This is a genomic window from Pediococcus pentosaceus ATCC 25745 (assembly GCF_000014505.1).
GTDB lineage: Bacteria > Bacillota > Bacilli > Lactobacillales > Lactobacillaceae > Pediococcus > Pediococcus pentosaceus.
The window spans coordinates 1,250,560-1,264,635 of sequence record NC_008525.1; the positions used below are offsets into that span (position 1 = coordinate 1,250,560).

Annotated in this window: 11 protein-coding genes; all 11 read right to left on the minus strand. The window is 37.6% G+C overall.

All coding sequences use genetic code 11. From position 1 onward, the window contains the following. Positions 1 to 14: 14 nt before the first annotated feature. On the minus strand, positions 15 to 1,376 hold the full coding sequence (locus PEPE_RS06120; RefSeq protein ID WP_002834388.1) for a DEAD/DEAH box helicase: 1,362 nt from the start codon (positions 1,374 to 1,376) through the stop codon (positions 15 to 17). Between the two features lie 14 nt (positions 1,377 to 1,390). Further along, entirely contained in the window at positions 1,391 to 2,326 is a 936-nt protein-coding gene (locus tag PEPE_RS06125; protein ID WP_011673578.1) for a DHH family phosphoesterase, read from the minus strand. A gap of 85 nt (positions 2,327 to 2,411) precedes the next feature. Continuing rightward, positions 2,412 to 3,536 carry a DNA polymerase IV gene (dinB, locus tag PEPE_RS06130; RefSeq protein ID WP_011673579.1) on the minus strand — a complete coding sequence of 375 codons (1,125 nt, stop codon included), beginning with the start codon at positions 3,534 to 3,536 and terminating at the stop codon, positions 2,412 to 2,414. Between the two features lie 2 nt (positions 3,537 to 3,538). Next, on the minus strand, positions 3,539 to 5,026 hold the full coding sequence (gene zwf, locus PEPE_RS06135) for a glucose-6-phosphate dehydrogenase (protein ID WP_011673580.1): 1,488 nt from the start codon (positions 5,024 to 5,026) through the stop codon (positions 3,539 to 3,541). A gap of 111 nt (positions 5,027 to 5,137) precedes the next feature. Further along, a complete protein-coding gene (gene yajC, locus PEPE_RS06140) occupies positions 5,138 to 5,512 on the minus strand; it encodes a preprotein translocase subunit YajC (RefSeq protein ID WP_002833736.1) in 375 nt (124 codons plus the stop codon). Between the two features lie 65 nt (positions 5,513 to 5,577). Next, positions 5,578 to 6,720, minus strand: a complete 1,143-nt coding sequence (gene tgt, locus PEPE_RS06145) for a tRNA guanosine(34) transglycosylase Tgt (RefSeq protein WP_011673581.1) — start codon at positions 6,718 to 6,720, stop codon at positions 5,578 to 5,580. A gap of 23 nt (positions 6,721 to 6,743) precedes the next feature. Beyond that, on the minus strand, positions 6,744 to 7,778 hold the full coding sequence (gene queA, locus PEPE_RS06150) for a tRNA preQ1(34) S-adenosylmethionine ribosyltransferase-isomerase QueA (RefSeq protein ID WP_002833734.1): 1,035 nt from the start codon (positions 7,776 to 7,778) through the stop codon (positions 6,744 to 6,746). A 10-nt stretch (positions 7,779 to 7,788) separates the two neighbouring features. Beyond that, positions 7,789 to 8,802, minus strand: coding sequence for a Holliday junction branch migration DNA helicase RuvB (ruvB, locus tag PEPE_RS06155; RefSeq protein WP_011673582.1), 1,014 nt, complete (start codon positions 8,800 to 8,802; stop codon positions 7,789 to 7,791). Between the two features lie 9 nt (positions 8,803 to 8,811). Then, positions 8,812 to 9,399 (minus strand): Holliday junction branch migration protein RuvA, encoded by a 588-nt coding sequence (gene ruvA, locus PEPE_RS06160; RefSeq protein WP_002833732.1) that lies wholly within the window; start codon positions 9,397 to 9,399, stop codon positions 8,812 to 8,814. Positions 9,400 to 9,446: 47 nt separating this feature from the next. Further along, complete coding sequence (mutL, locus tag PEPE_RS06165; protein WP_011673583.1) at positions 9,447 to 11,384, minus strand: DNA mismatch repair endonuclease MutL; 1,938 nt, start codon at positions 11,382 to 11,384, stop codon at positions 9,447 to 9,449. 11 nt (positions 11,385 to 11,395) lie between these two features. Further along, positions 11,396 to 14,017 carry a DNA mismatch repair protein MutS gene (gene mutS / locus PEPE_RS06170; RefSeq protein ID WP_011673584.1) on the minus strand — a complete coding sequence of 874 codons (2,622 nt, stop codon included), beginning with the start codon at positions 14,015 to 14,017 and terminating at the stop codon, positions 11,396 to 11,398. Between the last annotated feature and the right edge of the window lie 59 nt (positions 14,018 to 14,076).

Sequence of the window (14,076 nt, forward strand, 5' to 3'; positions counted from 1 at the left end):
TTTAAAATGTCAATTTATCTTCGCTTATTTCGTGATTGTTTTATCTTAGCCTTTTTGGCTTCACGAACTGCTTGATGTTGTTCCATACGACGATCACGAATTTCTTTTTCTGAAATTGCTTTGCGAATTCGACGCTTGTAACCTGGTTTAACCTTTTTCTTCTTTTTCTTAACCATCCCAATCATGGTTGGGTCAAGTTTCTTTTGACTCAGACGACGCGTCTGACGACGATCACGATCGTACGTATCAACTAATTCGTTGTTTCGAATCTGTTGAGGTAAGAATGTAATTCCCATCTTTTCGACATCAGCTACTTTGTCTTCTTCATTAGGCATATATAAGGTAATTGCGGTTCCTGACATACCATTTCGACCAGTACGACCCACTCGATGGATAAAGAATTCAAGGTCTGTCGGAATATCATCATTAATTACTAGTGAAACTCCATCAATATCGATTCCACGAGCAGCCAAATCAGTTGCTACAACGTATTGATAACGAAGACGATGAATATCCTTCATAATTCGTTTACGTTCACGTGGTTGGATACCACCATGAATTTTAGCAACATCGAGTCCCTGAGCTTTAAGATAATCGGTCAACTCATCAGCACGTTCCTTAGTGTTGGTGAAAACTAAAGCTAGATAGGGCTCTCCCATAGTCAATAATTTATAAATTAAATTATTTTTGCCAGAACTCTTAGTTGAAATCAAGATATTCTTGATGGTAGGGCTAATAGTTGTTTCGGTAGGAATCTCTTCAATTACCGGATGATCCATATACTTCTTCAAAAATACATTTAGCCGTTGTGGAATGGTAGCTGAGAAAACCAAAATTTGCAGCTTAGATGGCATTGCAGCAGCAATTTGATCTACCGCGTTTAAAAATCCCATATCTAAGGTCATATCAGCTTCGTCAATAACCATATACTTCACTTGACGGAAGTTCAAGGCCCGTTCCTTTAACAAGTCCAAAACTCGTCCTGGTGTACCAATGATGATAGCTGGTTGATGATGTCCTAATTTTTCAACTTGACGTTTCTTATCAGTTCCACCAACGTAATTGCCAATTTCAATCTTAACTTCTGAAGCTGAGGCTAATTGCTTAGCATCTTCATAAATTTGATAAGCCAATTCACGACTAGGTGTCGTAATTACTGCTTGAATTGCATTTAATTCCGGATCGATATTGTTAAAAATTGGTAAAAGAAAAGCATGGGTTTTACCACTCCCCGTTTGAGATTGTCCGACAACACTCTTTCCATCAGCAATAAGTGGAATCACTTTATCCTGTACAGGGGTAGGTGTCTTAAAATTAATCTCATCTAAAGCCGTCATTAAAAATGGTTTTAGATTAAACTTCTGAAATTCGTTCATTAAATACTCCTTGTCTAAACCAATTGATCTAATTCACTTACAATTTGGTTAACTTCTTCAATGTTAGCTGCCTTCGCACCACTAGCTAATGGATGACCACCGCCGTCGTGTTTCTTTGCAAGTTCGTTGATCACTGGACCCTTTGAACGAAGTCGAACACGGTAAGAGTGATCATCTTGTTCAACAAAAATTGCCCAGCATTTAACCGTTGTAATATGACCTGGTAGTGAAACAATTCCAGCTGTTCCAGCGTCCTTCAAATCAAACTTATCCAAAGCTTCTTTACTTAAAACAATATGGGCAGCCCCATTAGCCTTAATTTGAAGGTTGTCATATACGTATGATGATAAATGAGCTACTGATTCTGGTATTTCGTCTAACGTCTGATTAACAGCTACCATGTCAAAGCCAGTTTCCATTAAACCAGCTACTACACTATGCGTATGTGCACTAGTAGCTGCATACATAAAGCGTCCAGTATCTCCCACGATTCCCGCATAGAGATCTCTAGCCGCGTCTGCTGTCAGCGTTAATTGGTCCTTGAAGCGATTATAGAAATCAAAAACTAATTCTGAACTACTTGATGCTTCTTCTTTTACCCACATCAAATCGCCAAATGGGTCATCATTCGGATGATGATCAATTTTAATTAGGAACGCCCCGTTCTCAAAGCGACGATCGTCAATTCTTGGTGAATTGGCCGTATCAATCACTATTACCAATGCATCATCGAAGAAATCACCTTCAATTTCATCCATGTTACCCAACCAACTCAAACCATCGATTTGTTTTCCAACCACTTTGATTTGTTTATGGGGAAAAGATGCTTGTAAAATTTTGGCGAGTCCAACTTGTGATCCAATGGCATCGGGATCGGGACGTTGATGACGATGAATAATAATTCGGTTATATTTTTTGATTTGTTCTAAAATTTTTTCAAGTGTGTCCATTACAGCCTCATTTATCCTACTCATTAAATTTTTATCAATATAAGTTTAATACTTTATTATTAGCGCTCTTAAGCATATCACAAAATCACTCTGAGTGCTTAAACAGTGGTAAAGAAACTTCTTGAAAATTTTGATCCGTTAAGTTGGTTAGTGTAATCCCTAATAAGCGAATCCCCCGCGAAATATCAGCAATTTCATCCAAAATCTGTTTAGCATAAAAATAATAGGTTTCAACATCATTTTGGAAAAATTCGTCCAATGTGATTCGTTTAGTTAACGTTTCAAAATCACCATATCTTAGTTTCAATACAATGGTTTTGCCGTGTTTCTGTCTTTTCAAAACTGCGCGAAATAGATTCTTAGCAATTACCCGAAGTCGCTCTTCAACCTCCATCTCAGTGGTGAGCAACTTTCCATACGTTTCTTCTTTGCCAATTGATTTTCTTTCACGCAAGTATTCGACTGGGCGATCATCTTGTCCGCGAACCCAACGAAACAAGGTGTACCCAAATTTTCCAAAGTAATGAATTAAATCATTTTCAGACATCTTGATTAAATCCGCACCTTGAAAAACACCTAGCTCGTGCATTTTAGGCACTGTTTTTTTGCCAACCCCTCTAAACCGTTCGATTGGAATATTCTTTAGAAACTCAGCAACGTCATCTTTTTCGATGATTGCCACACCTACCGGCTTGGAATATTCGGAAGCCATTTTAGCCAGAAATTTATTGTATGAAATTCCCGTAGAGCAGGTTAATTGGGTTTCATTAAAGATAACTTTCTGAATTTCATGAGCAATCAACACAGCGTCACCAAGCCCCTTTTTATCTTCTGAAACATCTAAATAGGCCTCATCAAAGGCAACGGGTTCAATCTTATCGGTATACTCGTGAAAAATTTGATGAATTTGTTCCGAAACTGCACGATATTTAGTGAAGTCCGGATCTTTAAAAATCGCCTCTGGACAAAGTTCTAAAGCTTTCATAGCCGGCATCGCAGAATGGACACCAAATTGCCGTGCAATATAGTTTGCCGTTGTGACAACCCCATGTCCTCCAGTAAGGCGCGGATCATGAGCTACCACCAAAGGCTGGGTTTTGAACTTGGGGTTATCTCGCATCTCAATTGAAGCATAAAAGGCGTCCATATCAACATGAATTATCTTACGAGAATCATCAATGTTGATCGGAGTTAAAACTTCTGTTTCCATTATTAGCTGCGTGGATTAAAAACCCATTTACGTCCATCATCAGCTAGAAGTTGCATAGCTGCTTCAGGTCCCATACTACCACTTGCATAGTTTGGAAATGCGGGTTCTTCTTCATCCCAAGCCTCGCGGACTACATCCATAATCTTCCATGCTTGGCTAACTTCATGCCAATGTGCAAAATTAGTCTTATTTCCCATTAAAGCATCGCGAATCAAACCTTCGTAAGCATCTGGAATTTGAGCCTTTTCAGTGGCTGTCTTACGATAACGTAAATGAACTGGGGAAAGGTTGTAACCTTGGTTTCCAGTCTTTGTATTAAATTCTAGTGTAAACCCTTGATCAGGTTCAATATGCATAGTCAAAACATTGGTCTTTAATTTTTCTGACGCGTCTTTAGCAAAAATGTTTTGATCATCATTTTTAAATACAATGTTAATCTGAGTTGATTTTTTAGTTAATCGTTTCCCAGTACGAATATAAACTGGTACACCATCTAATGACGGATTATGTGTAATTAATTTACCGGCAACGAAAGTTTCAACAGTTGATTGATTATCCGTACCTTCTTCATCTCGGTATCCAAGTTGTGTATTAGCCTCATCTGCACCGTATTGGCCACGAATGAAATATTTTTTAGCTTCTTCTTTGGTATACATTTGGATATTTTCCAAAGCTTCAATTTTCTTGTCACGTAAATGTTCTGAATCAAAAACATCTGGCCGTTCCATTGTAAGTAACGAAACAATTTGCATAATATGATTTTGGACCATATCCCGCATTGCCCCAGCTGTTTCATAGTATCCAGCCCGTTCTTCGACACCAAGTGATTCAGATAGGGTAATCTGAATGTTATCAATATGTTCTTTATTCCAAAGCGAGTTGAACAATGCGTTCCCAAACCGTAATCCAGCAATTGACTGGATCGGTTCCTTACCTAAATAATGATCAATTCTAAAAATCTGTTCTTCTTTAAAGGAACCCGAAATTGAATCGTTCAATTCTTTAGCACTGGGATAGTCACGTCCGAAGGGTTTTTCGATAATTAATCGGTTAAAACCATTTCCCTTTGTAAGTAAAGCTTGATCTTTCAGATGGCCGGCAATTGTTCCAAAGAATCTTGGTGCCATTGCTAAATAAAAAATACGATTTCCTTGAAGATCATACTTTTCATCCAATTCATCTGCTAATTTACGTAAAGCTACATAATGATCGACATCATCAACATTATGTGATTGATAGTAGAAATGGCTTGCAAATTTGCGAGGTAGGTCATCGTTAGTCCGACCAGAATCACGGCCTGCGTCTTCAATTGCACTCATAACTACTTCATGGTAGTGATCGTTAGACCACGGACGGCGTGCTGTACCAATTACAGCAAAATCCTCTTTTAAATATCCTTTTTCGTATAAATTAAATAACGCCGGATATAATTTTCGATAAGCTAAGTCGCCTGTTCCGCCAAAAATAATAAATAAAGCCTTTTGATTCATTTTTATAACCCCGCTTTCGCTTTTCATATAGATTAATTATCTACCATTTTAAAACTTCAAACAAGAAAAAAAAGACCCACGAATTAAAATTCGCGGTCTAAGTTTGAAAAATTATTCTTCTTTTTCAGTTGTTTCTTCAGGTTCGGCTTCCTTTACGGGAGCTTCTTCTTTAGTTTCAGTTGTTTCAGTTGTCGTAAGAGCCTTCTTTTCGACCCGCATGATTGCCATACGATCAAAAACTAGGTAAATACCATCACAATCTAAAGTAACAGTTTTTTCCTCTTCATTAATTGAATCAACCACCCCATGAAGACGACCAATTGTTACAACATTGTCTCCAACGTTCAATTGATTCATCATTTCTTGGCGCTTTTGTTGTTGTTTACGTTGTGGTCTGATCATCATGAAGTACATCAATCCAATGATTAAAACAAAGAAAATGATTGAACTCATTCCGAAACCACCATTTGCAGCTGCTAATAACATTTTTTCACCTCACTAAAGTCGTCTAAGTATACTGTACCAAAAATACGTTTTCTAAACCAGTACTCTTAGAAATTCTTACTATTTTCCTTATTATATCCGTATTCTTCAAAGAAGTTTTGTCTAAACTCAAGTAAATTATCATCCATAATAGCTTGACGCACATCTTTCATCAAATGAACTAAGAAATAGACATTATGAATACTGGTTAGTCGAAGACCAAAAGTTTCGTCGGTCTTAATTAGATGGCGAATATAGGCCCGAGTGTAGTTGCGACAAGTATAGCATTGACAATTATCATCAATTGGTGTGAAATCACGCGCGTATTTAGCATTTTTAACTACTAAACGACCATGACTCGTCATACAGGTACCATTTCGGGCAATGCGGGTTGGTAATACACAATCAAACATATCTACCCCACGAAGAACACCATCAATCAAAGCATCTGGCGAACCTACTCCCATTAAATAACGGGGCTTATTTTCGGGAATCAATTGCGTTGTGAAATCCAACACCCGATTCATTTCTTCTTTAGACTCTCCTACTGAAAGTCCTCCGATTGAATATCCAGGGAAATCCATACTAACTAAATCTTTAGCACTTTGTCTTCTTAAATCTTCGAAACCGGCACCTTGAATAATCCCAAAAAGGCCTTGGGTTTCTGGGTTACGATGAGCTTTCAAACCACGTTCGGCCCAACGGCTAGTTCTTTCGACCGAATGTTTAACATAGTCATAACTCTCAAAATAAGGCGGGCATTCATCGAAACTCATCATGATATCTGGACCCAGATCATTTTCAATTTGAATAGCCTTTTCCGGTGAAAGGAACATGTTTGCTCCGTTAAGCTCGTTTTTAAAGTGCACCCCTTCTTCAGTGATATCCCGTAATTTCGCTAAAGAAAATACCTGAAATCCACCTGAATCAGTTAAGATTCCCTTTTTCCAGTTCATAAATTGGTGAAGACCACCACCTTCTTTAACAATATCTTCACCTGGTCGCACCCATAAATGATAGGTATTCGACAAAATAATGTCTGCTCCTAAGTCTTCTAGTTCTTCAGGTGACATGGCTTTGACGGTTGCTTGAGTTCCAACGGGCATAAAAATCGGTGTTGGAAAAGTACCATGCGGGGTGATTATTTCACCTAGACGTGCTCCTGTATGCTTATCGGTTTTAATTAATCGGTATTTAATTGCAGGTTCCAATGTATTTCTCCATTCATAGTTCTTTATTTAATAAACATTGCGTCACCAAAGCTAAAGAAACGATATTTTTCTTCAATCGCATGTTGGTAAGCATTTAAAATATTTTCTCTTCCCGTAAAGGCCGCTACTAGCATTACCAAAGTTGATTTTGGTAAATGGAAATTAGTTATAAAAGCGTCAACCACTTTCCATTCATAACCTGGTTTAATAAAAATATCTGTCCAACCACTATCAGCTTTAATTTCTCCATTAAACTTAGAGCCAATTGTTTCAAGCGTCCGAATTGAAGTTGTTCCCGTAGCCACAATTCTTCCACCCTGCTTCTTCACTTCATTCAAGGCTGCCGCTGATTCTTCAGAAAGTTGATAAAACTCACTGTGCATCTTGTGATCTTCAATATTATCTTCATCCACAGGTCGGAAAGTTCCTAGTCCAACATGCAATGTCAAATAAACTAATTTGATGCCCTTTTGTTCAACCTTTTCTAGTAGTTCTTTAGTCCAGTGTAATCCAGCCGTTGGAGCTGCTGCTGAACCTGGTTCTTTAGAATAAACGGTCTGATAACGTTCTGGATCATCTAATTTTTCTTTGATGTATGGAGGTAACGGCATTTCTCCTAGCTTTTCCAAAACTTCCATGAAAATTCCATCATAATCAAAGACAATCTCACGTCCACCATGTTCTAATTCTTTGGTAACTGTCGCTGTCAAGGCACCATCACCAAATATAATTTTGGTTCCAGTTTTTGCTCGTTTAGCAGGTTTAACGAGCGTTTCCCAGCGGTCGCCTTCAATATTGTGTAATAGTAGAACTTCAAAGTGACCACCCGTTTTGTCCTTAATTCCGTAAATACGAGCCGGCATTACTCGTGAATTATTCATAACGACTGCATCACCAGGATTTAATTGGTCGATAATATCGTAAAAATGTTTATCTTCCATTGCTCCTGTTTCGTGGTCTAACACAAGTAAACGAGATTCATCGCGTTCTTTAATTGGAGTTTGGGCAATTAATTCATGTGGTAAGTCATAATTAAAATCTTCAGTAGTTAGTGTCATTTTCAATTCCTCATTTATTCATATATTGATCAATTAAGCCTAGATGTTCGTAGGCACGTTCTGTAACCATCCGGCCTCGAGGCGTCCTTTTCAGGAATCCAATTTGAAGCAAGTATGGTTCATACATTTCTGAAATAGTATCTGGTTCTTCACCGATATTAGCTGCAATGGTGGAAATTCCTACCGGACCGCCTCCATAGAGCTCGATCATAGTAGTTAGAACTTTTTTATCAGTCCGATCTAGTCCACGATTATCTACTTGAAGTAATTTCAAGGACTGACTAACCAATTGGCGATCAATTTGTCCATCATTTTCTACTTCAGCAAAATCTCGGATTCGTTTTAACAGACGATTCGAAATTCGCGGTGTTCCTCGTGAGCGACTAGCAATTTCGTACGCCCCTTGATCGTCAATATGCGAGTTAAAAATACCCGCAGAGCGTCGAACAATGTTAGCTAAATCCGCTTCATTATAGTAATTCATATGTTCAACAATTCCAAAGCGATCTCGTAATGGAGCTGAGAGTAAGCCCGCTCTAGTAGTCGCTCCAATCAAAGTGAAAGGTGGTAAAGGAAAATGAATTGGATGTGCAGTTGGTCCTTGTCCGACAACAATATCAACAAAGAAATCTTCCATGGCTGAATAGAGCATTTCCTCCACCACTTTAGGTAATCGATGAATTTCATCAATAAATAAAACGTCACCAGGTTGTAGCTCATTCAAAAGAGCTACTAAATCACCCGGTTTTTCAATGGCTGGTCCACTAGTCGTTCGAATCTGAACGTTCATTTCATTAGCAATAACCATCGCTAAAGTCGTTTTCCCTAGTCCAGGGGGGCCATATAAAAGAACATGATCTAGTGCTTCTTCGCGATTTTTGGCTGCGGCAATATATACTTCAAGCTCATGTTTAATCTGATCCTGACCAATATATTGATGCAATGTTTGAGGCCTTAACGACAACTCTTCATTTTCTTCGTCTGGACTTTGAACTTCCGCAGAAGTAATCCGTTCATCTTCCATCAACTTGTCTTATCCTTTCATCAATAATTTTAATCCCGAACTAATATACTGATCAGTTGTCCGATCAGTTTGTTCACTCAATTTCTTAGTTAATTTCTTAACCTCTTTTTCAGAATAACCTAATGCAATCAAAGCTTCTAGAGCTTCATCTAGAGCTTGGTTTGAAGTAGTTGATAAATCAAAAAGGGTTCCTACTTCATTTTCAACCGCCACTTTGCCCTTCAAATCTAGAATGATTTGTTGAGCAGCCTTAGGACCAATCTTAGGGAACTTTTTGAGATAACTTACATCATCATTATTAATCGCATTAATCAACCCTGTATGATCATCGTTCGCTAAAATAGCCAACGCACTTTTCGGACCAATCCCCTTAACTTTTAATAAATTAAGAAAAAGTTCTTTATCTTCAGCTTTTTTAAATCCATATAAAGTTTGATCATTTTCTGAAACAGCTTGATGAACAAAAACTTTCTGTTTAGCATCTAGTTCAAAACTATATGGATTAGCCACGTTAACTAAAAATCCAACTCCATTGACATCAACAACAATATAAGCTGGATTAACGTTAACGACGACTCCATCTAAATATTCATACATTTATAAATCCTCATTTCAAAACGTTTGTTCGCATTCAGTTAATTGTATCACATCTCATCTTCCATCAAGTCAGAATGGTGTGGATCTTGAATTCTTTTAAACATTTTCTCCATGTCTGTCGTTGAAAAATGTACTAGTACTGGACGACCATGAGGACAATTAAATGGATTTTCAGCCTTAGCGATGTCTTTTAATAATTGTTTAGCTTGTGGTTCATCTAAATGATGATTGGCTTTAATAGCTCGTTTACAACTCATCATGATGGCGGTTGCTTCCCTAAATTTAGCTACCGTCATTGAGCTATCATTTAAAACATAATCAACCATTTCTTTAACGGTGTCTTCCTCTTGCCCTTTTTTGAACCACGTTGGATGATGTCTAACGATAAACGTATTTTTCCCGAATTCTTCTAAAAACAATCCACACGACTCTAAGACTGTTTGCTTTTCTTTAATTCGGATAGCATCCGTAGTTGAATAATCTAAGTAAATTGGCACTAGTAAGTCCTGTTGATCATCACTGACCTCTCCAATTTGAACTCGATAATATTCATAATTAATACGTTCCTGCGCTGCATGTTGATCAATAATGTAGAGACCATCCTCAGCTTCGGCAAACAAATATGTTCCGTGCATTTGTCCAATGTAAGTCAAAGTTGGAAAACGTTGTACGGCATCTTTCTCTTTTAATTCAGGCTGATCCCCGTCTTCAACCGTATTGTTAACTACTGCATCGTTAGCGTATTTGGTTTTAAATTCGGCAATGGTATCAGATTTTAAATCTTGGCGACTATTAATAACAATTGGTTCAGGTTCCACATATCGATCCGAGATATTTACTTCTTTTTCAACTTCGTCGTTATCTGTATCTGGAATCGTTACATGATCCTGTTCCATCTCAAAAGAACCCGATATGGCCATCCGAGCTAAGTCAAGTTGTTCACTTGAACTTACTTTTACACGTGACTTTTTTAAATTGTCTACTGCATCCGGAATCAAATTTTTATCTGCAAGTTCATTAAAAACGGCTTTGGAAATTAAATCTAACAGTGTCTGTTCTTCACTGATGCGCACCTCTTGTTTAGTTGGATGCACATTTACATCTACTAAAATTGGATCAGTTTTAATATTCAAAACTGCTACTGGATAACGACCAACCATTAATTTTGAACCATAACCATCAATAATAGCCTTACTGATTTGGAAATTTTTGATATACCGTCCATTAACTAGAACCGTGATATAGCTGCGATTTGCCCTAGTGAATTCTGGTAAACTAATATAACCATCAATCGTAAAGTCAATATTTTGTTCTTTAACATGTACCATTTTTTGAGCATTTTTGGCACCATAAATGTTAGCTAAAACTTGTTGAATATTTCCGTTTCCTGAGGTTCGCATTAGCTCACGCTCATTATTTTGTAGTGAGATAGCTACTTCTGGGTAACTTAGTGCAATTCGATTGACAATATCCGTAATTTTAGATAATTCTGTTTGGAGCGATTTTAAGTACTTTAACCGTGCTGGAGTATTGAAAAATAGATCCTGTACAGTAATATCCGTACCTTGGCGACTTTGAGCATCACCGCTATCTTCTAATTTGCCACCCCGGTAATGAATCTTTTTACCCGGTCCATCAGTTGTAGCTGTCAACATTTCAACATCTGCAATTGAAGCAATACTAGGTAGGGCTTCCCCTCGAAAACCCAAAGTCCCCACCTTAAATAAGTCTGAACGCGACGAAATCTTACTCGTAGCATGTCGTTTAAAAGCAATCTCAACTTGATTTGCATCAATTCCACTACCATTGTCAATAATTCGAATCATCTTTAACCCAGACTCTTCAAGCAAAATATCAATTCGAGAACTACCAGCATCGATAGCATTTTCAACTAATTCTTTAACCACTGAAGCTGGACGTTCAACAACTTCACCCGCTGCAATCTGATCCGCTAAAATTTCACTTAACTCATGTATTTCTGCCAAAAATAATCGCCTCACTTACGAAGTTTCTTTTGCCATTTATATAACTGATTCATAACTTCCATGGGAGTCATATCCATTAAATTTAACTGTTCCAGTTGGTTAGCAACTTCTTCTTTAGGACTTGATTTAACCGGCTTAGTAGGTGTTTCAAACAAAGCCATTTGTTCTTCAATCATGGTTGGCGTTTGCTCTGATTCAACCGGAGTTGCTTTGGAGACTGGTGTCTCAACCCCATCAGAATGAGCTTGATCTTTAGCCTCAAGTTTTTCTAAAATGACGGATGCACGTTTTAAAAGTTTATCAGGCATCCCTGCTAGCTTAGCAACATGGATTCCGTATGATTTATCAGCAGGGCCGTCTTCCATTTTATGAAGAAAGACAAGATTACCATTTTGTTCCACTGCTCCAACATGGACATTTTTGAGATGTTCTAGTGATTGATCGAGCTCAGTTAACTCGTGATAGTGAGTCGAAAAAAGCGTTTTAGCATGGACATTTTGATGAATAAATTCAATGATAGATTGAGCTAAAGCCATTCCATCATAAGTGGCTGTACCACGACCAATTTCATCAAAAAGAACTAAACTATTACTGGTTCCATCCTTCAAAGCTCGGTTTGCTTCTTGCATTTCAACCATAAAAGTACTCTGTCCGGAAATTAGGTCATCTGCAGCACCAATTCGAGTAAATATTTGATCAAAAATTGGCAAAGTTGCCTCACTAGCGGCTACAAAACATCCCATCTGAGCCATGATTACGGTCAAAGCAAGTTGCCGCATATAGGTACTTTTACCCGACATATTAGGTCCCGTAATTAAGAGAATGTCTGTATTATCATCCATATCAATATTATTTGGAACATAACTCTGATGTCCCATCACCTTTTCGACAACGGGATGCCGGCCATCTTTAATTTCGATTGCATGATTTTTGGTCATGGTTGGTTTAACAAACTGATATTTTTCACTAACCACCGCAAAGCTCTGTAGGACATCTAATTCGGCCACTTGTTTAGCTAAATCTTGCAGTCTTTCAATTTGTTTTTTGATCAATTCTCGAATTTCTTTAAATAATTGGTATTCCAAATCCGTAGATTTTTGTTCAGCTTCCAGAATAATCCGTTCTTTTTCCTTTAATTCTGGCGTAATGAATCGCTCTGCATTTGTTAAAGTCTGTTTTCTTTCATAACGTCCTTCAGGAATATTAGCTAAATTGGCTCTGGTTACCTCGATATAGTAACCAAAAACTTTGTTATAACCAATCTTCAATGTCTTAATTCCCGTTGTCGCTCTTTCTTGTGCCTGTAAATCCGCAATCCATTTTTTACCATTACGCATTGCATCTCGGTACTCATCTAACTTAGCATGGTAACCATCTTTAATAATATCTCCATCCGTAACAGAAATTGGTGCATCTTCATCAATAGCATTTTGGATTAGCTCAGCAATATCACTAACCGGATCCAAATGTTCTAAAGCATCATCAAAGACCGGCTCACTAAGTTCCTCTAAAATATGACGTACCTTAGGAATTTGAAGTAATGATGTTTTGAGTTGGATTAAATCTCGTCCATTCACGCTACCGAATGCAACGCGACCAGCTAGCCGTTCCAAATCATAAACTTTTGTTAACTCTTCTTGTAAATTACTACGCTCAAAAAAATGATCTACTAAAACCTGAACTCGATCTTGGCGACTAATAATTTCTTTTTTGCGGATTAAGGGACGATCTAACCATTGTTTCAGTAAACGTCCCCCCATCGCCGTTTTAGTCTCGTCCAACAGCCACAGTAATGTTCCTTGTTTTTTTCCTGTACGAATTAAACGAGTTAGTTCCAAATTATACTTGGAAGCATGGTCCATTCTCAAAAAGAAAGATGGTTCATATGCCACTGCTTTTTGAATATGAGCTAAATTACGTTTCTGCGTAGTTTGCACATACGTAAGTAGTTGCTTAACAACTTCTATTTCCGTTGAACTTGTTAAATCTTGAATTAAATAGCTTAATTCAGCGGATATTTCCACTTCACTCTGCTTAGACACTAAAATATTTAACTCTTTAAAACGTTCTTCAAAACTTTCTGCAAGGCTTTCGTCAGTTACTATTTCTTTGGTCTGTAATCCTACTGCTTCATTAATCACGCTATCAAAATCATCTAAAATCGCAACTTTTAATTCACCAGTTGAAAGATCTGTATACGCAAAGCCATATTTTTTAGTTTTAGAATCAAAATTAACAGCGGTCAAATAGTTATTTTCTTTGGCATCCTCAGCACTCTTATCAGTTGTTGTACCTGGAGTAACCAATTGGATAACTTCACGTTTAACCATTCCTTTAGCAGTCCGTGGATCTTCCATCTGTTCACAAATTGCCACTTTGTATCCTTGGTCGACAAGGATATCAATATAATTTTGTGCTGCATGATGAGGAACTCCACACATTGGAATCGGATCATCTGCGTTTTTAGAACGCGCTGTTAGCGTTAATTCCAATAGCTGGGAGCCTTTGACCGCATCATCATAAAATAATTCATAAAAATCACCAATTCGATAGAATAGGAAAGCATCGGGGTATTGATTTTTAATTTCCATATACTGACGCATCATTGGCGTATCACTTGTTTTTTGTGGCATTCTTTTTTCCTTCCAGCTTTTTCTCTCATATTTTTAAATACGTAAAAAATACATTAACA

Bases quoted from the DNA above. Each gene is read 5' to 3' on its own strand.
- PEPE_RS06120 (WP_002834388.1), bottom strand. From the start codon at position 1,376: ATGAACGAATTTCAGAAGTTTAATCTAAAACCATTTTTAATGACGGCT.
- PEPE_RS06125 (WP_011673578.1), bottom strand. From the start codon at position 2,326: ATGGACACACTTGAAAAAATTTTAGAACAAATCAAAAAATATAACCGA.
- dinB (WP_011673579.1), bottom strand. From the start codon at position 3,536: ATGGAAACAGAAGTTTTAACTCCGATCAACATTGATGATTCTCGTAAG.
- zwf (WP_011673580.1), bottom strand. From the start codon at position 5,026: ATGAATCAAAAGGCTTTATTTATTATTTTTGGCGGAACAGGCGACTTA.
- yajC (WP_002833736.1), bottom strand. From the start codon at position 5,512: ATGTTATTAGCAGCTGCAAATGGTGGTTTCGGAATGAGTTCAATCATT.
- queA (WP_002833734.1), bottom strand. From the start codon at position 7,778: ATGACACTAACTACTGAAGATTTTAATTATGACTTACCACATGAATTA.
- ruvB (WP_011673582.1), bottom strand. From the start codon at position 8,802: ATGGAAGATGAACGGATTACTTCTGCGGAAGTTCAAAGTCCAGACGAA.
- ruvA (WP_002833732.1), bottom strand. From the start codon at position 9,399: ATGTATGAATATTTAGATGGAGTCGTCGTTAACGTTAATCCAGCTTAT.
- mutS (WP_011673584.1), bottom strand. From the start codon at position 14,017: ATGCCACAAAAAACAAGTGATACGCCAATGATGCGTCAGTATATGGAA.